The 19677-nt window shown below is 62.4% G+C and carries 16 protein-coding genes; 8 read left to right on the forward strand and 8 right to left on the reverse strand.

Annotated features, from left to right (window positions below; genetic code table 11):
• Window positions 1-261 precede the first annotated feature (261 nt).
• The 7 genes from ATC00_RS28455 (at window position 262) to ATC00_RS28485 (ending at window position 11367) form a co-directional block, all read left to right on the forward strand.
• The gene (locus tag ATC00_RS28455) at window positions 262-3528 is read left to right on the forward strand and encodes a PAS domain S-box protein (RefSeq protein ID WP_064255269.1); all 3267 of its coding nucleotides are present in this window, start codon (window positions 262-264) and stop codon (window positions 3526-3528) included.
• A gap of 172 nt (window positions 3529-3700) precedes the next feature.
• Window positions 3701-4390 (forward strand): LuxR C-terminal-related transcriptional regulator, encoded by a 690-nt coding sequence (locus tag ATC00_RS28460; protein ID WP_037387899.1) that lies wholly within the window; start codon window positions 3701-3703, stop codon window positions 4388-4390.
• 179 nt (window positions 4391-4569) lie between these two features.
• Window positions 4570-5931, forward strand: coding sequence for a CheR family methyltransferase (locus ATC00_RS28465; RefSeq protein ID WP_064255270.1), 1362 nt, complete (start codon window positions 4570-4572; stop codon window positions 5929-5931).
• Window positions 5928-6590, forward strand: coding sequence for a chemotaxis protein CheW (locus tag ATC00_RS28470; RefSeq protein WP_064255271.1), 663 nt, complete (start codon window positions 5928-5930; stop codon window positions 6588-6590). The genes ATC00_RS28465 and ATC00_RS28470 overlap by 4 nt, the downstream gene beginning before the upstream one ends.
• Window positions 6568-8193 carry a methyl-accepting chemotaxis protein gene (locus ATC00_RS28475; RefSeq protein ID WP_064255272.1) on the forward strand — a complete coding sequence of 542 codons (1626 nt, stop codon included), beginning with the start codon at window positions 6568-6570 and terminating at the stop codon, window positions 8191-8193. The genes ATC00_RS28470 and ATC00_RS28475 overlap by 23 nt, the downstream gene beginning before the upstream one ends.
• A gap of 1 nt (window position 8194) precedes the next feature.
• Window positions 8195-10312 (forward strand): hybrid sensor histidine kinase/response regulator, encoded by a 2118-nt coding sequence (locus tag ATC00_RS28480; protein ID WP_064255273.1) that lies wholly within the window; start codon window positions 8195-8197, stop codon window positions 10310-10312.
• A gap of 8 nt (window positions 10313-10320) precedes the next feature.
• Complete coding sequence (locus ATC00_RS28485) at window positions 10321-11367, forward strand: chemotaxis protein CheB (RefSeq protein ID WP_037387887.1); 1047 nt, start codon at window positions 10321-10323, stop codon at window positions 11365-11367.
• A gap of 87 nt (window positions 11368-11454) precedes the next feature.
• On the opposite strand, the gene ATC00_RS28490 is transcribed toward ATC00_RS28485, so the two are convergent.
• The 4 genes from ATC00_RS28490 to ATC00_RS28505 form a co-directional block, all read right to left on the reverse strand.
• Window positions 11455-12423, reverse strand: coding sequence for a type II secretion system F family protein (locus ATC00_RS28490; RefSeq protein ID WP_064255274.1), 969 nt, complete (start codon window positions 12421-12423; stop codon window positions 11455-11457).
• Between the two features lie 8 nt (window positions 12424-12431).
• On the reverse strand, window positions 12432-13433 hold the full coding sequence (locus tag ATC00_RS28495; protein WP_064255275.1) for a type II secretion system F family protein: 1002 nt from the start codon (window positions 13431-13433) through the stop codon (window positions 12432-12434).
• A gap of 50 nt (window positions 13434-13483) precedes the next feature.
• Complete coding sequence (locus tag ATC00_RS28500) at window positions 13484-14908, reverse strand: CpaF family protein (RefSeq protein ID WP_064255276.1); 1425 nt, start codon at window positions 14906-14908, stop codon at window positions 13484-13486.
• A gap of 113 nt (window positions 14909-15021) precedes the next feature.
• A complete protein-coding gene (locus tag ATC00_RS28505) occupies window positions 15022-15183 on the reverse strand; it encodes a Flp family type IVb pilin (RefSeq protein WP_064255277.1) in 162 nt (53 codons plus the stop codon).
• Window positions 15184-15450: 267 nt separating this feature from the next.
• Here ATC00_RS28505 and ATC00_RS28510 point away from each other — a divergent pair, with 267 nt between their 5' ends.
• Window positions 15451-15948, forward strand: coding sequence for a pilus assembly protein N-terminal domain-containing protein (locus tag ATC00_RS28510; RefSeq protein ID WP_064255278.1), 498 nt, complete (start codon window positions 15451-15453; stop codon window positions 15946-15948).
• Between the two features lie 15 nt (window positions 15949-15963).
• On the opposite strand, the gene ATC00_RS28515 is transcribed toward ATC00_RS28510, so the two are convergent.
• The 4 genes from ATC00_RS28515 to ATC00_RS28530 form a co-directional block, all read right to left on the reverse strand.
• The gene (locus ATC00_RS28515; RefSeq protein WP_064255279.1) at window positions 15964-16389 is read right to left on the reverse strand and encodes a TadE/TadG family type IV pilus assembly protein; all 426 of its coding nucleotides are present in this window, start codon (window positions 16387-16389) and stop codon (window positions 15964-15966) included.
• Window positions 16386-18128 carry an AAA family ATPase gene (locus ATC00_RS28520; RefSeq protein WP_064255280.1) on the reverse strand — a complete coding sequence of 581 codons (1743 nt, stop codon included), beginning with the start codon at window positions 18126-18128 and terminating at the stop codon, window positions 16386-16388. Before ATC00_RS28520 ends, ATC00_RS28515 begins: the two co-directional genes overlap by 4 nt.
• Before the next feature lie 25 nt (window positions 18129-18153).
• Window positions 18154-18945: a Flp pilus assembly protein CpaB gene (gene cpaB, locus ATC00_RS28525; protein WP_064255281.1), complete on the reverse strand. Its 792-nt coding sequence runs from the start codon at window positions 18943-18945 to the stop codon at window positions 18154-18156.
• A 115-nt stretch (window positions 18946-19060) separates the two neighbouring features.
• Entirely contained in the window at window positions 19061-19573 is a 513-nt protein-coding gene (locus tag ATC00_RS28530) for an A24 family peptidase (protein WP_064255282.1), read from the reverse strand.
• Window positions 19574-19677: the final 104 nt, after the last annotated feature.

Consider the following 19677-nt stretch of genomic DNA (forward strand, 5'->3'; position numbering starts at 1 on the left):
CGCAGGTTCAAATCCTGCCCCCGCAACCAAATCACAAGCAACATCAAGGGCTCCGAGATTCTCGGAGCCCTTTTTGCGTTCCTGCCCCGCGCGACCGCTGCGCGTCGGGTTTCCGCGCACCGGCGCCCCCCCGAGCGACAAAATGAGCGTACCACTTGGGAACCACTTGCGGGCGAAAATAGTTAAACTAGGTTGCGCAACCAGGCGGGGGCTCCACTGTAGCGGGAGGGTCTGTCGCCAACCAGTCGAAGAGCCGGTGACATGAACGCTCCGCCAGAACGTTCGTCCAAGAAGTCTCATGATTTCTTCCAGTGTCTGATGGACGGCATCGCTGAACCGGTGATTGTCAAGGACGATCGCTCGCGGTTCATTTACGTGAACAGCGCGGGGTGCGAGATCCTCGGTCGCCGCTGCGATGAACTCCTGGGGCGTACCGATCACGACATTCTGCCCAAGGAGAAGGCCGAGAGGATCATTTCTATCGACCGGGCCGTGCTCTCCACGGGCGAGGAGCACCATGTCGAAGCGCAGATCACCACAGCGGATGGCGCCACCGGGACGTTCCTGATCAAGAACCGCTGCGTGCGCATACCGGCCGGCCTGACCGAGGAAAGGTTCCTGGTCGCGGTGATTGTCGACGTCACGAAACTGCGCGAGGCCGAAGAGGCGCTACGGGCAAGAGAAGATCATTACCGCTCGCTCATCGACCTTCATCCGCAAGTTCCCTGGACCGCGGGTCCGACGGGAGCGGTATTGGACGTCGGCCCGCGCTGGACCGAGTTCACCGGGTTGAGCGAAAAGGAAACCCTTGGAAGCGGTTGGGCAAAAGCCGTGCATCCGCACGACGCGGCTATGGTCCGCCAGCAATGGCAAAGTTCTCTTTCGGGTGGCGATCCGCTCAATGTCGAATACCGCCTCTTGACCGCAACTGGTCGTTATCGCTGGGTCCGAGCCAGGGCGGTCGCCAAGCACGCTGCCACGGGAGAAATCGCGCGTTGGTACGGTGTCCTGGAGGACGTCGATGAAAGACGTCGCGCGACTGAAGCGTTGCGCGAAAGCGAGGCGCGTTTCCGGGCAATCGCCGATGACGCACCGGTGATGATCTGGGTAGCCGATCCATCGGGCGATACGAGTTTTTTCAGCCGCTTGTGGCTGGAAACCACCGGACAAACGGAAGCCGAGGCCCTCGGGTTCGGGTGGGTCGATGTGATCCACCCCGACGACCGCGACAAAGTGCAGGAAGCATTCTTCAGCGCGACGTCGGGAAAGGCACCGGTGCGAAGCGAATACCGATTGCGGCGGGCCGATGGAAGCTGGGCGTGGGTGATCGATGTCGGCCAACCCCGTTTTTCAGACGATGGAACGTTCCTCGGATATGTCGGCTCGGTGCTCGACATCACCGAACGCCGCGCCGCCGAGCTCGCCCAACAGGAATCACAAGCGTTCATCCGGAGCATTTTCGACAGCAGTCCCGACTGTGTACGCGTGCTCGATCTCGAAGGGCGACCGTTGCTCATGAACAAGGCTGGCCGGCGAATCTTCGGGCTGGCGGACGCAGCGCCGCTCACAAGAACAACATGGGATGTTATCGGGAAGGAGTCCGATGCAAAAAAGGTCCGAGAAGGCTGGGCAAAGGTGAGAGTCGGCGAGACTGCCCGTTTCGAGATTACGATCCGGGATGCCGAGGGCAAAGAAAGATGCATGGACGTGATCGCAGCCCCCATCATCGGGCGCGAAGGAAACCCGGCCCGAATGCTTTCGATCTGGCGCGACATTACCGATGCGAAGCGCGCCAGCGACGAAATCGCGCGCGCACAAAGGACGGCGGAAGCGGCGGCTGATCAGCTTTCCTCGGTTCTCGAGAGCACCATGGATAGCGTCATGCTCCTCGATCCCCAGTGGCGCATCCGCTATTTGAACGAGAACGCCAGAAGGCTTTTGCGGATCGGCGACGAGTCGTTGGGGAAAGTCTTCTGGAAACAGTTCCCAAAAGAAAAAAGGGGGAACTTTGCCAAGCATTGCCAAGAGGTCATGGACCGCCGTGTCCGTTCCTTCTTCGAGGACTACTTGCCGTCCCTCGATCGCTGGATCGAAGCAAATGCTTCCCCGACGCAAGACGGCATTTCCATTTTCTGCAGAGACATAACGGAGCACCGCCGGGCAGAGGAGGACAAGTTGCTCGCCCAGAAGCAGATGGCCCATTTGGCCAGGCACGACATGCTAACCGGGTTGGCAAATAGGATGTTCTTCCGAGAGTGCTTTGAGCGGGCTCTCAGTGAAAAGGGTGCCGCCGGCCGCATGGCTGTGCTGTGCCTGGACCTCGACGGTTTCAAGGCAATCAACGATACGCTTGGACATCCCGCTGGCGACGCTTTGCTGCGCCAGGTTTCAGCGCGGCTCGTCCAGTCTGTGAGACCAATCGACGTCGTCGCGCGCCTCGGGGGGGATGAATTTGCCATCATACGTCCTCTCGCGACGAGTTTTAACGAGGCCGTTCGTCTCGCCCAGAGGATTATCGACACGCTTTGCGAGCCGTTCACAATAGAGGGCGTCAGCGCCACTATCGGGGCGAGCATCGGCATCGCTTTTGCGCCGGATGACGGATCTTCCGCGGATGAATTGATCAAGGCCGCCGACATCGCCCTCTACAACGCCAAGTCCAGCGGCCGCGGCACTTACAAGCGTTTCGACGTGGCCATGCATGCGCAGTTGCAAGCGCACCAGCAGGTAAAGATCGCGCTCAGAGGTGCGCTGGAAAGGAACGAATTCGAGCTGCATTACCAACCGTTGGTAAGCTTGAGCTCGCGCCGCGTAACGGGCTGCGAAGCGCTCTTGCGGTGGCGCAATCCCGAGAGAGGTATGGTTGCTCCTTCGGAGTTCATCCCCATTGCCGAAGAGACCGGTCTGATCGTGCCGATCGGCGAGTGGATTCTCAATCAAGCCTGTCGCCAGGCCGCACAATGGCCGGAGCACGTCAGCATTGCGATCAACCTCTCCCCGGTCCAGTTCAAGCATCGCAACCTCGTCAAGGCGGTGGCCGATGCCCTTTCGGCCTCTCGCCTGACGCCCGCGCGGTTGCAATTAGAGATCACGGAATCGGTTCTGCTCGATGAGAGCGAACACAATCTCCAACTGCTCCAGGAGTTGCGCAGCCTCGGTGTGAAAATCGCAATGGACGACTTCGGCACGGGCTATTCATCCCTCGGTTATCTGCGAACTTTTCCTTTCGACAAGATCAAGGTGGATCAAGCCTTCGTCCGCGATCTGCCGCATGGCAGAGAGTCGCTCGCCATCGTCAAGGCCGTCGCGGGCCTAGGCCACAGCCTGGGCATGACGACGACGATCGAGGGCATTGAGACCGAGGATCAACTGGCGATCGTGAACGCCGAAGGATTTCATGAGGTGCAGGGGTATATCTTCTCGCGTCCCCTGCCTGCGTCGGAAGTCTCAAAATTGATTGACGGACCGCTCGAAAAGGGCGGCGCATCACCCGTTTACGAACGTTTTGCGAACAGTCCTGAGTGGTAGCAGCAGCATTTAGCCCTACACCTCTCAAGGCGTGTGTGGCACAATTTTGGTACTACCGCGCATTGATTGGCAATGACGGGAACGCATTCGCTGAGACGATCGTTAGTTGCAGACCTGCCAGCGGGCCGAATAGAAGGCCTTTAAGCGCCAGACAACCGGCGAGGGAAGTGTAATGAATACCTCACGCGTCGCACTTATAGCCGATGATGATGAATTCTTCCGGATCGCGCTGGGTTTTATCCTGAAGAGCAAATTGCACTTCACCGGAATCATCGAAACCGGTTCGCTTGATGAAGCTATCGAAAGGCTCAGTGAGCACGAGGACATATCGCTCGCCTTGTTCGATTTGGCTATGCCGGGAATGCAAAGTGCGGCGAGCCTTGCGGCCGTTCGCGACGTCCATCCGGATCTGAAGGTCGCCGTCGTATCGGCGTCGTCGCGCCGGTCGGACATCCTGTCTGCCCTGACTGCCGGCATAAACGGGTATGTGCCGAAGGGGCTCGGGGCGAGCGAACTGGCCGAAGCAATCGGCTCGATCCTCAACGGCGCTGTTTACGTACCGCCATCCATAGCGGGCCGTCCTGCCCCTCCCGAGGAAGTAGAGTTGCCTCAGGTCACCCGCGGAAACCAGGACGCACGAAGTCATCGTACAATCGAGTTCCTGACGCCGAGGCAGCGCGAGGTCCTCCTGCTTCTCGTCGAGGGATTCTCGAACAAGGAGATCGCTCGCAAGCTGAAACTCGGCGAGGGTACGGTGAAGATCCACATGGCAGCACTGTTCCGGAGTTTGCGGGTGAGGAACCGTCAGGAGGCCGCTGCCGCAGGGGCGCGCCTCTTACCCATGACCGGGAGCCCGCACTAGTCCGGCCGGACAGGCCGCCTTCTAATCCATCCGGCCGAATAGCCCAAATGCATGTGAGGACGTACTGACGAGGGCAGAGCCATGAATCGAGGGACAAAAATGCGGCAGCCCGGTTCCATAGCCAGCTTATCCAGAGGGCCTCTTTGCGCCGCTGCGGCGATCGAGGCAGGAGGCGTTCGGTGACTGGCCACGCGCTTCCGTCCAAGCTTGCCGACGAGGTCGCCTGCAGGGTCGGCCTGAGCGTTCCCGCATCGCGAAAAGGGTCCGTGGCCTCGGCGATCGCCCGGATCATGGCGCGGCGCGGCATCGACGACAGCAGCCTGCTTCTTCTCCGGCTTGGGCTGGATCAGGATTTGGCCGACGACGTCATCGCTGCGGTCACGGTCGGAGAAACGCACTTCTTTCGAGACCCCGAGCAATTCCAGCTGATACGGCAGGAAATTCTTCCCGAACTCACGCGGCGGACCGACGGCGGGCCTACCCGGATCTGGAGCGTCGGCTGTGCAACGGGGGAGGAGCCTTACTCCCTGGCCATTCTCTGCGACGAGGAAGGTCTCTCGGAAGAGGTTCGAATATGTGCAGTGGACATCTCGAGAAGGGCGCTCGGCACGGCCAGGGCCGCCGAGTATGGCGAATGGTCGTTGAGGAACACGGACAGCAAGCTGAAGGAGAGATACTTCACCGCATGTGAGGATCGCTTTCGACTGAACGACCGACTGCGCCGGCAGGTCGATTTCGCTGTCCTCAATCTTGGCGAAGCCGACCTTCCGGCCCCGGAAAGGGGGTTGGCAGACTTCGGCTTGATCCTTTGTCGCAACGTTCTCGTCTATCTCGACGCGAGTAAAGTACGTCGGATTGCACGGCAGCTATTCGCCTGCCTTGCGGATGGCGGCTGGCTGTTGACGGCGCCGACCGATCCGCCCTTGTGGAAGTACGCCCCGTTCGAAACGGGCATCACGCCGGCAGGGGTTGTCTACCGGCGCATGATAGTTCATCGAGGCGTTCGCAAGAGCCCGACCTCAGGCATCGTCTCCGCGCAAGGCCAGCCCAAGAAACCCGTTACCCGCACGGCGGCCGCTCAAGCTTGCGTCACGGATGCGCAGAAAGCGCCCGGCGACCAGGCCTCCAGAGCCATTGCCCGGAATATCCGCGCGCGTTACGACATGGGTGAAACCCGCGAAGCTGCGTGCCTCGCTGCGCAGGCGATTGAAAGTCATCCGCTCTCAGCGGAACTGCATTTCCTGCAGGGGCTCTCCCAGTTGGCCGACGGTGAGACCGACGCGGCTGCGGCGGCACTGCGACGGGTCGTCTACCTGGACAGCACTCTGTCAGCCGCGCAGTTCTTCCTCGGGATCTGCCTCCAGCACAGCGACCCTGAAGCGTCCTTGCGTGCTCTCGAAAACGTGCTGCAGTCCTGCCTCTCTCGTCCGCCACAGGAACGCGTCTCGCTGATGGCAAACGCGACGGCTGGAGATCTGGTTGAGCGCGCACGGCGGGAGATCGGCAAGATCCGCCGACCTCTGGGGAGCGGAAGCCGATGACGATGCTTTCCCGGCCCGCCGCTCATCCGGTCGACTGGATCGCGGTCAGAAGACGCATGGAGGCAGCGATCGAACAGACCGAAGCGCTTTTGGAAACGGCACAGAAAGCGGCGCAGTACGAGCAATCACCACTATCGACCGGCGATGCATTCGCAGGCCCGAGCGATGAGCAGACAGTCGGCCTTGTGACCTTCATGTTATCGGATCGGCGGTTTGCGTTAGAGATACGCTTTGTTTGCGAGATCGTTTCGAAGGCACGCGTCAGTCCGCTTCCCGTAATGCCCTCGCACGCCTGTGGCGTCTATGATCTGCGCGGTGAGTTGCTCCCTGCCTTCGACCTCAGCAGATTGTTCGACCTCCCGCGATCGGCCGGCAGCGCCAGCGACTGGGCCATTGTATGCGGGCAGGCGCATTCCGAATTCTTGATCCTGTCCGATTCCGTTCCCGAAATCGTGGCGCTTCCACTGGAGGAATTCGCTGCGGCGGAGCGCGGTAAGGGCGACGGATCCTTCGATTGCGCCACGACGGACGCCGGCATCGTCCTTCTGGACGGCCACCTTCTCTTGAACGATCGCCGCTTCTTCCTCGAGGACGAGCAGATGATCGCCACCGGTGAGACGGAAAGGACCGAAATCCATGAGCCCGCGATTGACGAATAGTCTCTACGGCACCTTGGGCTTGGCCATGCTGCTGTTCGCGGCCGCTTCGGCGCTGCTCGTCGGGTCGAGCTCGGTTGCCCTGCAGCGGGTGCGAGCCGATCTTGCGGCGACATCATCGCTGGGCAAGCAGCGCCTTGCCTATCAGCTGATTTACGTCGCCAGTCGCCTGGAAAGAGCGGAAGGCCCCGCCCGGATCGCTGCTGCCGATGAGCTGCGCGGCCTGGTGGAGCGCAATGAGCGACTGCTTGCCAGTCTGGCCGATGGAGACGAAAGATTCGGACTCGAGGCAATGACGGATCCTGCCGCCCTCGCGCAGCTCGAGCAAACCCGCCAACAATGGCGGGAGCAGGTGCGGCCAGCGCTCGAGAGCACGATCGCCGGCGGGCCACTCGGTCCCGCGGCACTGGATGAACTCGATCCAAGGATCAGAGACTTTGCGGCGGGCATGGACGAACTGATCAATCGGATCGAGCAGGCGGGAGTGGCCCGGCTCCAGCGCTCTCAGTTGCTGCAACTGGGTTTTGCCGTCCTCGCCGTTCTGATGCTTCTCCACGTGCTGCGGGTCGCGCGCCGCCTCGTCCGCCGTACGCGAGCGCTCGCCGGCCAGGCGGAAAGGGTCAGCGCCGGCGACCTGACGCAGAAGGCCGCCGTAGAAGGCAGTGACGAACTCGCTGTCCTCGGCTTCTCCTTCAATGCAATGACGGGGAGGCTTGCCGGGATGATCGACAGCGAACGGAGCAGCAGGGAGAGGCTCGAAGAGCTGCTCGCCACGATCTCGGACACGGCGCAACATCTTTCGTCGTCCGCTGCCGAAATCCTTGCCGGAACCACGCAACAGGTCGAAGGCATGCGTGAGCAATCCTCGGCGGTGGCCCAGACCGTTACGAGCGTCGATGAGGTGCTGCAGACGTCGGAACAGGCGGCGCAGCGCGCGCAGCAGGTTGCCGGCTCCTATGACCAGGCCGTCAGGATCAGCAATGACGGCCGCAGAGCGCTCGACGATACCGTGCATGTGATGAAAGCGGTGAGCGCCCGCACCGAAGCGATTGCCGGGGACATTCTATCCCTGGCAGAAAATAGCCTGGAAATCGGTGAGATCGTCACGGTCGTCGCCGAGATCGCCGACCAGACCAACCTGTTGGCGCTGAACGCGGCCATCGAGGCGTCCCGCGCAGGCGAGCACGGGAGGGGATTCAGCGTCGTTGCCAGTGAGATCAGGACACTTGCTGACCAGTCGAAGTCCGCGACCACTCGGGTGCGTCGAATTCTGATGGAAATCCAGAAAGCGACCAATGCGGCGGTCATTGGCGCCGAGGATGGCACGAAGAGTGTCAGCCGCGCCCTCGAGACGGTGAACGAAGCGGGCGAAACGATCCGGCAGCTCGAGGCGATCGTTGCCGATTCCGCACGGTCGGTCGCCCAGATCGCCGCCTCGGCCGGCCAGCAACGAGCGGGCATGAAGCAGATTCACGATGCGATGCACTACATCGAGCAAGCGAGCAGCCAGAACCTTTCGGCGATCCGGCAAGCGGAAGAGGCCGCGAAAGATCTGAACGAACTCGGCTCCAGGCTCAAGGAAATGCTCGCCGACCATGGTAGCTGACATGACCAAATCCGACCAATTCGACCGCGAATTGCTGCAGATGTTCACCCAGGAAGTGGGGGAACGTGCGTCCGACATCGAGCAGGCTTTGCTCGCCATCGAGGACGCCGGCGAAGCCGACGAGAAACTCCGCCTGCAGGAGCAGCTTTTAAGAACGGTGCATAGCCTCAAGGGCGCCGCCGGCCTGCTTCAAGTGCGAGGCGTGGAAGCGATTTGTCACTGGATGGAAGAGATACTCTCGATCGCGATGAATGCACAGCTGGTGCTCGACAGAGCCAAGCTCGAGCTGCTTCTGTCGGCCGCCGACGCAATCCAGGACGCGGGCCGTCTCCTGGAGATTGGCGAGATACCCTCGCCGGCGCACGGCGAGAGCGTGATCGATGACCTGAAGTCTGCCGTGGCGACAGGGGCTGATGGCCCCAGCGGCAAGTCGAATCCGCGGCAGACGGCGCAGGTGCCCGTTCGCACCGGCGATACCGACGGCTCCATGCGCGTCTCCGCCGATCGACTGGATGCGCTTCTCTACAGGAGTGGCGAATTGCTCAGCTTCAACGCGGTCATTCGGCGCCACACGGAGGATGCAGCGTTGCTGCGGGAGCAGGCAAGGAAACTGCGGGGGATGGGCTCCGAGCCCGCCGCACTGGCGGCAGATATCGAAAGCGGACTGCGTCAGCTTGCGACATCGCTGCGCCGGGATATGAGACTGATGCAGAGTGCCGCGACAGCACTCGATCACGAGGTACGGCACGCACGCACGCAACCTTTCGTCGAAGCCTGCAAGGGGCTCGACCGGGTCGTACGGGACATGGCGGTCGCATCGGGGAAATCGGCGGAACTGGAAATCAGGGGTGGAGAGATCGAGATCGACCGTTCCATTCTTTCGGGTCTGCAGGACTCGCTTCGCCATCTCGTGCGCAATGCGGTTGCACATGGCATACAGTCGCCCGAGGAACGCCGAAAGGCGGGAAAGCCGGAGAGGGGAAGAGTCCTCATTGCAGCGGCCATATCGGGAGATCGGATGCAGGTGCGCGTTGAGGACGACGGCCGCGGATTGGATGTAGTCCGGCTCAGCAACGCGGCGGGCGAACATCTGAAAGAGGCGAAAGACGAAGCGGAGCTCCTGAGGCGTGTCTTCGAGCCGGGCGTATCGACGTCGGCGACGGTCACCAGCCTGTCGGGTCGCGGGATAGGCCTCGACATCGTCAAACGCAATGTCGAAACACTGCGAGGTACCGCGGAGGTTTCGCAAGTGTCGACGGGAGGGGCCGCCTTTACCCTTACGCTTCCTCTGACTCTTGCGATGGTGCGTGTACTGGAGGTCATGGCAGGGGAGCATGTGTTCACGATCGACACGGCATCGGTCCAGCGGGTGATGCGCGTTCATGCGCAAGACTTTGCAACGTCTGAGGGGAGGGACATCCTCAGCACCCCGACCGGTCCGATGCCTTTCGTGGATCTCGCCGATTGGCTCGGGGTGCGGTCGGGTCGCTCCGATATCGGGCATGCCGTGCCGGCGGTCGTGCTCGACGCTCCGGGCGGACCAGTGGCGGTGCTTGTCGATGCGGTTGCCGGGGAGCGGGAGCTTCTCGCCCGCCCGCTCGGTCCGCGGCTTGCGAAGGTTCGTCGCTATAGCGCTGGCATGGTCCTGGACGACGGGCGCATCGCCCTCCTGCTGAACGTTGCAGCACTCGCCGAGGCCGCCGCCCGGGTGCGATCAATGGACGGCGCACGCATGCCCCGGCCAATTCCGGCCGCGCGGCGCAAGGTGCTCGTCGTGGACGATTCAAAATACGTCCGAACTCTGGTGAAGCTGATCCTCGAGGGCGCGGGGTATAATGTGGCGATGGCAAGCAATGGCCGGGAGGCTTGGGAGCAGCTTATTGACGAAGGCGCCGATATGGTCGTCGCGGACGTCGACATGCCGTCGATGAACGGCTTCGAACTGACCGAGGCCATTCGTCGGTCGGATCGTTTCACCAACACGCCCGTCGTCCTCGTCACCGGTCGGGAAGCGCTCGAAGACAAGGTGCGGGGGCTGCGTGCCGGCGCAAATGCCTATCTGAGAAAGGACCAGTTCGATGCGCAGGACTTCCTGGAGACGATGCGCCGGGTCGTGTGAGGACGAGGATGACGCGTATTCTTCTTGCGACATCGACGCCCGATCTTGAAAATCTCGTCAGAAGGACGACTCTCGGCGACGCCTCCGTCGAGCTCATAGGCGTCGCAAGAAGCGGCAAGGACGCGGTGAAGATGGCCGGCAAGCTTTTGCCGGACATTGTTGCAGTGGAGCTGCGCGACGACGGCACCGCCGAAACCGTCAAGGAGATCATGATCACCGCACCGACGCCAGTCGTCATGGTGGCCTATCAGGACGGTTCGCACCTGGGAGTCATGGCCTCGCGCGCGCTCGACTCGGGCGCGCTCGCGGTCATCCCTTCGCCGACTGCATCCGGCACGTCGCTCGAGAAAGCAGCCATGGAGGAGAAGTTCCTGTCGACGATCAAGGCCATGGCGCAGGTGAAGGTCGTTCGTCAATGGCGCAAGAAAGGGCGCGGCGATCACCAGCGCAAGGAGGCGCCGCAGCCTGCGGCCAACACCCAGCTCGCGATCGTGGGCATCGCTGCCTCCACGGGAGGGCCTGCCGCGATCCGCTCGATATTGAAGGACCTGTCCGCCGATTTCCCCGCACCCATCCTCGTCGTGCAGCATATGTCGAACGGCTTCATCGAAGGCGTTGCTACGTCCCTCAATGCGACGATTGCGCTCCGGGTAAAAGTTGGCGCGAATGGCGAACGGCTGCGGCCAGGCACAGTTTACCTCGCCCCTGATGGCTACCAGCTCGGCGTCTCCGGCAGATCGCGCCTGCGGGTCGTGGACGAGGATCCCATCCAGGGCTTCAAGCCGTCCGGATCCTATCTATTCGGTTCGATCGCTCGCGCTTTCAAGGACGAGTCGCTTGCCGTCATCTTGACGGGCATGGGCGAAGACGGCACCGAGGGCCTTCGGGCGCTGCATGTTGCGGGCGGGAAGGTGATTGCGCAGGATGAAGAAAGCTCCGTCGTCTTCGGCATGCCGAAATCGGCGATCGCGGCCGGTCTCGTCGATTTCGTTCTGCCCCTCGACGATATAGCCGGGAAGATCACTGCTCTTACGAGCGGAACGCACGAGCCTTGAAAGAGAGTTGCGGCGCTACGCGTCGAACTCGACACGCAGCGCCGCGCTCGCCCACCCCAACTCTACTGGATGTGTCCTTAAATCGACCTACACACTCATGATCTGAATGGCCGCCGGCGTGACGATCACCGCGAACAGAACAGGCAGGAAAAACAGGATCATCGGCACGGTTAGCTTCGGGGGAAGTGCGGCGGCTCTCTTCTCCGCGTCGCTCATGCGCATGTCGCGGTTCTCCTGCGCCATCACCCGCAGCGCCTGACCAAGCGGCGTTCCATATTTCTCCGCCTGGATCAGGCTGGTCACCACGGCGCGGACCCCGTCGACGCCCGTCCTTTGCCCCAGGTTCTCGAAGGCCTGCCGCCGGTCCTGGAGATAGGAGAGTTCCGCCGTAGTGAGCAGGATCTCCTCCGCGACTTCGGGCGATTGCGCGCCAATCTCTTCGCCCACCTTGCGAAAGGCGCTTTCGATGCCCATGCCGGATTCGACGGTGATCAACAACAGGTCAAGCGCCTCCGGCCACGAGCGGCGGATCGCTTGCTGGCGCTTGGTAATTCTGTTCCGGATGAAAATCGTTGGCGCGAAATAGCCGAGCGAACCCATCGCGCCGGCCACCGCGATGACGACAAGCAACGGCGCCTCGGGCCGAAGCACGAGCAAGATATAGATGAGGCAAGCGGCGAAGAGCACGAGTGGCGCTATCAGCCTGAAGGCAAGGAAGGTCGTCACCGGCGCGTAGCCGCGGTAGCCCGCCATGCTCAGCATGCGGAGGATATCGCCATCCTCCGCCTGCTTGGCAAGGTTGAAGCGTTCGACGATCGCCTGGAAGAAGCGCCTGGGCTCTACGCGCAGGGAAACTTTGCTCTTCTCGGCATTCAGCCGAGTGCGCTCGCGCTGCCTGATGCGCTCGCGCTCGCCCTCCACCTTGCGCATCCGCTCGGCCAGCGTATCGCGAAAAACATAGGGCCAGGAAACCGCCACGACGGCGGAAAAGGCGGCAAGGCCAGCCAACATCGCGGAAAGCTGGTCGGGATCGGGGATGTGGGCGCCAAGGTTCATGTCTTTTCTCAGAAATCGAAGTTGATCATCTTGCGCATGATGAGCGTGCCGATGCTCATCCACAGGGCCGAGCCGACAAGCACCATCTTTCCGGCGAATGTGGTGAACAGGAGCGACATGTAGTCGGGGCTCGTCAGGTACACGGCGCCGGCGACCAGGAACGGCAACGCGCCGATGATGCCAGCCGAGGATTTCGCCTCCGCGCTCATGGCCTTGATCTTCGCCTTCATCTTCTTGCGCTCGCGCAGCACCTTGGAAAGGTTGCCAAGAGCCTCCGAGAGGCTGCCACCCGTGCGGCTCTGAATTGCGATGACGATCGCGAAGAACCTGGCCTCGGACAAGGGAATGCGATCGCACAGGCGCTCGACGGCTTCGTCAACCGGCAGCCCGAGCGTCTGGTCCTGCGCGATGGTGAGGAATTCGCCCTTGACCGGCTCCTGCGCTTCGGCCGCAATCACCCGCAGGCAATCGGTCATCGGCAGACCTGCCTTCAGCCCGCGGACGATCACGTCGACAGCATTCGGAAACTCGGCAGCGAACCGCTTCATCCGCATATTGCGCTTCGCGTTCACATAGAGGTGCGGCAGGAAAAGGCCGCCAGCTATGGCGAAGCCCAGTGCCGTGAGACCGCCGAGGCCCTGCAGCGTCACCAGAAAATAGGTGACAAGGCCCGACCCGGCGCAAGCGGACCAATAGGTGCGAATCGACCAGCCGAGACCGGCCTGGCGAAGCCTGACGTCGAGCTTCGGCTTGCCGCCCTTGCGTGCATGCGCCTTCTGCTGCTCGTCTATCTCACGCAGCGTCTTTTCCACGGAGCGGCGGCGGTCGCGGCGTTCCTCGTCGGTCGTCTCTGTCGCCGTGATTTCCGTGCGTCCGGCGACGCGCTCAAACCTCTGCCGATAGGCGCTGGCTTTCGCGGCCCGCGGATAAAGCGCAGCAAGCATCACGCCGCCGACGGAGGTCGACGCCAGGAAGAAGATGAGCACGGGAAACAACGAAGCACTCAGCATGTTCGTATCAGCCTTTGTCAGATGCTCGGGGCAGTTCAACGAAGCGACCGTCAGGCGGCCGCCTTGATCTCGGCCGCGTCAAGGGCGGCGGCCAGGCGCGCTTCTTCGCCATAATAGCGGGCGCGATCCCAGAAGGCAGGGCGGCCGATGCCGGTGGAGCGGTGCCGTCCGATGATGTTGCCCTTCGCATCCTCTCCGAGAATGTCATAGACGAAGAGATCCTGCGTCGTCACGACGTCGCCCTCCATGCCGAGCACTTCGGTGATGTGGGTGATGCGGCGCGATCCATCGCGCAGGCGCGCCGCCTGGACGATCACGTCCACCGATGAAACCAGCATTTCCCGGATCGCCTTGCCGGGCAGCGAATGGCCACCCATGGTGATCATCGCCTCGACGCGCGAGATCGCTTCGCGCGGAGAGTTGGCATGCAGCGTCCCCATCGAGCCGTCGTGGCCGGTGTTCATGGCCTGCAGCAGGTCGAAGGCCTCGGGCCCGCGCACTTCGCCGACGATGATCCGCTCCGGACGCATGCGCAGGCAGTTCTTGACGAGGTTGCGCATGGTGATCTCACCCAGGCCCTCAATATTCGGCGGGCGGGTTTCGAGCCGCACCACATGCGGCTGCTGCAGTTGCAGCTCGGCCGCATCCTCGCAGGTGATGATGCGTTCGCCGTCGTCGATGTAACCGGTAAGGCAATTCAGAAGCGTCGTCTTGCCGGAGCCCGTTCCACCGGAAATCAGCACATTGCAGCGGACGCGCCCGATGATCTTCAGGATCTCGGCACCCTCGGACGAGATTGAGCCGAACCGCACCAGCTGGTCGAGGTTCAGCTTCTCCTTCTTGAACTTGCGGATCGTCAGGCTCGGTCCGTCGATGGCGAGCGGCGGCGCGATCACGTTGACACGCGAGCCGTCGGCCAGACGCGCGTCGCAGATCGGGCTTGCTTCGTCGACGCGACGGCCGACCTGGCTGACGATGCGCTGGCAGATGTTGAGGAGCTGTTCGTTGTCGCGGAAACGGATACCGGTCTGCTGCACCCGGCCACCGACCTCAATGAAGACCTGCTCGGCGCCATTCACCATGATGTCGGCAATATCATCGCGTGCGAGCAGCGGTTCGAGAGGGCCGTAGCCCAGAATGTCGTTACAGATGTCGCGGAGCAGCTCGTTCTGCTCAGCCATGGAAATTCCGGCCTTTTTGGCCGCGACGATGTCGTTGACGATCGCGCCGATTTCCTCGCGCGCCTGATCGCCGTCCATGCTCGACAGCGCCGCCACGTCGATGGTGGCGATCAGCGCGCTGAAGATTTCCTTCTTAAAGCTGAAATACTGGTCGGCCTTTTCCGCCTTGGCGACGGCCGGGACTTCGGCAAGCCGCGGCACTTCCCGCGGCACGGCGGAGTGTGCCTCGCGCGCGGCCTCATGCGCTTCCGTTTCGGTAACCTTTTGATCCGGGGTGGATTTTCTGCCGAACATCGTTGTCGCTTCGCTCGTCGTTGAGATGTCTGTGCTCTTCAGATGCGACAGCGGAAGGCGATTGTGCCTTCCGCTTCGCTTGGCGACCGACGCAGTAACTTGGGGTCGTCGCCTTAGAGGGCCGTCGAGATGGCGGTGAACTTGGCGCCGATGTCGGTGCCGACGGTCTGCACGGCAGTGATGATGACGACCGCGATGAGGCCTGCGATAAGGCCGTATTCGATGGCGGTGGCGCCGGATTCGTTGCGGACGAAGCGGACGAGAAGATTTTTCATGAGACGATCCTTCGAGTGGGTTGGGGTTGCGCCGACGCCAAGTTCGGCATCACAGGCCGGGGCGGCTTCTGCTCGTTTCCCGCTTGCTGTGTGGCCTTGATATAGACTTTATTAACCCTTTTGATCCATTCAGCCTGATGGCCGATACCACTTCCGCGGTAAGGTCGGCCTGTTGGCCTAGTCCAATCGTCCGGCCGCACTATCCTCTTGCTTTGCCAGCCTATTCGAACGGATGGTGTGTCCGTTCACAGAGATCGGGAGCGAACAATGCGAGTGGTTCCAAGGCATGACGGGGCCGGGTGGGTTGTTCTCGCTCTGATGACCTGTACCGTCCTTAGCGCGGCGCAGGCGGCGGAAGAGAGCCCCCCGTCCACGGCCCTGGAGCCTAGCCGCCAGACCGAGGGCGTCGTCAGGGTCATTGTCGATTTTGCGAGGCCACTGATCCTCGCCCGACCGGCGAGCACGCTCATCATCGGCAATCCCGCCATCGCCCACGCGACGCTCAGCGACGACAAGACGGTCATCCTGACCGGCAAGACGCCCGGCTCGACCAACCTCATTGTCATGGATGCCCAAGGCGGAGAGGTTGCCAACATCGTCCTCGATGTCGTCGCAGCGGGCGGCCGCCTAGTCACCGTGCACGGCGGCGGCGGGCGATCGACCTATAGCTGCACGGAACATTGCGACCCGATTCAGCCCAGCGATGAAACGACGGCGCCTCCTCCGCCGAGCGCTCCGCCGCTCGACGAAGGGGGCGAACAATGACAGCGACCAATACACTCAGCCGATCGGGATACGCCGGGAAAGGCCGAGGCTGAACGGAGTCTCGGCCAGCCCGGGGACGAAGAACCGGAATGGATAGCGGATCGACAGGACACGAAAATCGATGCCGTCGACCGTTTGCTTGCTGACGGCAATTTGCAGCAGATCGGGATCGCCGCTGTCGAACTTGTCGCGGACGGCGTTCGCCAGTTTCGATTGCGCTTCGCTGTCCGGCGCATCGCGCGCGATCTGGCCTATAAGCACCTGCCGGGCGGCAAAGTCGGCGGCATAGGACAGGTCGTTGCGCACGTAAAAGGCGCGGCCGAACTCGACGACGCCAAGGATCAGCAGAAGCAGGGGAAAACAGACGATTGCGAACTCGACCGCCGTCGCACCGGACTGACTGCGCCAGGCGCGACGAAGGATGCGCAACGACCGCGTCATCGGACCTGCACCTGCATCGAGGAGTTGAGCTGGAAGGGCGGGAGCGCCTCCGGCAGGGACATGGGCTGGTAATTCTTCGCCGCTTGGAGACGATAGAAGACCAGCTGCTGCGCCGAATTTGCGCAGGGTGTCGTCCCGCATTGCGGCGCGGCCTCAGGGTTGACATTGGCGTTTTCCGGGCAGGCGCAGTAACGCTGTACCGGCGCCAGGGCGACATTGGCCGGCGTCGCGCTTTGCGCCAGGGTCGACTGCAGCACCTTATCGACCTGCGTCGCCCCGGGATCGGCCATGGCGGCTTGCGCCCCGGCCCGAAGCACGTGGTCGATCGTCATCCGCTCGTGGAGCGCCAGTGCCACGTCGGCCATGGCGACGAGGCCCAGTGCCAGCACCGGTGCAAACAGCGCAAATTCCACGGCCGAAGCGCCGGCCTCTGACTTCTTCAGCTCCTGCGCCTTCTTGCGAAGCCCCGCCGCTGCCTTCTGCTTTCGCCGTTGCGTGAATCTCTGCACCAGTCCTGCAATACCTTTCTTCCGCGCCCGTCTCTCCCTCGTGCCGCCGACGCGCCAGGCAAGCGACACGATCGCCTGTCCTGCCTTTGACTCGGACGCCGATTCGATGACCAGCTGGCCGTTATTGGCCGCCTTGCCGAACAGCTGGGGATCGAAGGGAACGGATACGCTTTCCTCAAGCCCGACGGCGGCGACGAAGTCCTTCGGCTTGATCTCGGCGAGCTTCGGTGTGTCCGTCCTGTTCAGCACGAGTCTCGGCGGCGGATCGTTGGGGCGCGCCTTCTTCAAAAGGTCGACTAGGTTCTTCACGTTGCGCATCGAGGCGAGGTCGGGCGTTGCGGTGATCACGATCTCGTCGGCCTCAAGCAGGATCTTTCTGGTCCACTGCATCCAGATGTGCGGCAGATCGACGACGATCTGCCAGGCGCTGGACCGGGCGACATCGAGCAGATGATCGACATGCTCCTCCTTGAGATAGAAGAACCTGTTGAGATCGGTGGTCGTCGGAAGCAGGTGTAGATGCTCCGTATAGGGAACCGCCAGGCGCCGCAGCAGGACGTCGTCCAGTCGCTCGGGGCTGCTGAGGATGTCGGTCATGCCCTGGACCGCCTCCACATCGAAATCCAGCCCCAGCGTGCCGAACTGGAGGTCGAGGTCGGCCACCAGCACATCGGCATCGACGCGCTTCGACATCGCATAGGCGACGTTATGGGCGAGTGTCGACGATCCGGTTCCGCCCTTGGCGCCGATAAAGGCGACGATGCGCCCGAGCTTCTCTTCGACGGAGTCGCGAAAGCAGCGATGCACCGCCGCCACGAAGTCGATGGGGTCGAGCGGCATGACCAGATAGTCGCTGACGCCCGCATCCACGAGCCTCTTGTAGAGTCCCACGTCGTTGGACGAGCCTACGACGATGACCTTGGTTCCGGTGACGCACTCAACCGCCAGGGCTTCGAGCGCATTCATCAGGCGCTCCTCGTCTTCGGTGTTCTCCACGACCACGAGGTTTGGCGACGTGACACCCGCGTAAAGCGCCGTCGCTTCCTTCAGGCCGCCTTCCTTGACCGTCACGGAGGCGCGCGCCATGCGGCGATCGACGGCGGCCGAGCCGATCGTCTCCTTCAACGCCTCCGAGCGGCAGAAGACGGCGATATCCACCTTCGGGATCGACAGGAGCGGCGCGACCGGTTCCCGCGGGATGTCCTGGATTTTTGCGTTGAGCTGTTTCATCTGTCCGTCATTCCCTGAAAATCGATCAACTGCCACCGGAGCGGGAGGGAACCTCGACCGTAGAGAGCCGCCCACCGCTGACAACGCGCACGACCCCTGGTCGGTTTCCTTCCGTCTCGACAACCGGAGCTTCCAGGTTGTCGGCGACAGCCCGCAGCGCGAGCGACACGGTGCCGGAAGCTTCTGCCGCGGCGATGACGGCGATCTGCTCGGGGTCTGCCTCCAGTGTTGCGGTCTTGCCGACCACCGACGTACCGTCGGCGCCTTCGGAAACGGTCTGATCGACGGCGAGCACCCGTATGTTGGAGAGGATTGCCCGGCTGATAACCTTGCCGTCCTTTCCAGATGAATCCGGGCGCGCGACGGTGTGGATGACGTCGACATGGTCGTTCGGCAGGATGAAGCCGCCGGCCGTGCTTTCCGCCGTCACGCGGACGGCTATCGCCCGCTTTCCCGAAGGCAGCATGCTGGAGAGGAAACCGCTGCCGCGTTGGGCTAGCTTATCCTCGCGGATCGGCTCTCCGGCGACGAAACTGCTCTGGGCGAGCAGCCCCTTGAGCGTCACCATCGCGTCCGGTCGTGCGCTGCGGCTGATGAACACCGGCGGGATCTCTCCCTCCCAAGCCTGCCAGCGCAGGTGCGACTCCTCGAGCGTCGTGCCGCGGGCCAATTCTTGCGCGGCGACGAGCACCTCCTGCGAGGGAGACGGTTGAACTTCGGCTGCCTCGACGGTCGGCTGTTCGGTGAAGCCGAGCGCTAACCACGAGGCGGCACCGCCGGAGGCGAGTGCGAAAAGGAGAATGACCAAGCGGATCATGGCAGGACCTGTGCGTTACGGACTAGAGCATCGCCCGAAAATCGGAAATGCGTTGATTCAAAGTGTTACAGCGTCCTTTGCGCGTCTGAAATGACGCGCGGCGCTGTAGGTCTCTTCAGAGAAGGGCGGAGAACCAGTGGCTTTCCGGCAGCAGCAGAAGTGCTGCAGGCGCCATCGCCGCGCCGTAGGGAATACCCGATTGCGGCTGGTGCAGCCGCCTCGACCAGGCGCGTTTCTTCAGGACGACCGGCAGCGGCACCCTGCGGAACTGCAGCAACGTCAGCGTGAGAACTGCGCCGAGCACCGAGGCGTAGACGACGAAATTGAGGGCAAGCGCCGGGCCCAGCCAGAGCACCGCCACCGGCAGCAGTTTTGCGTCGCCCCCGCCGATCCAACCGAGGGCAAAGAAGGCGAAGGTGCAGGCGAGCACCGCCGAGGCGACCAGGATGCTCGACCAGATCGTCGAAAGATCGACGTCGGCGAGCGGCGCGAGCACCGCGAAGGCGACCAGCAGAAAACCGACGAGACGGTTCGAAATCGTCATCGTCGCCACGTCCTTCACGCCGGCATAGGTCATCGTTCCGGCAAAGATTAGGAATGCGAGTAAAGCTGCGGATGTGGAGATCATCACAAGGGCGCCTTTCACGAGGGCCGGGAAGGCCGTTTCACGTGCTGCGGAATATGCCTTCTGCGTCGCCGGGTCGCTATTCGGCCTGATGGTCTAAGCGGAGG

Origin of the sequence: Sinorhizobium americanum (assembly GCF_001651855.1) — a bacterium.
Classification (GTDB): domain Bacteria; phylum Pseudomonadota; class Alphaproteobacteria; order Rhizobiales; family Rhizobiaceae; genus Sinorhizobium; species Sinorhizobium americanum.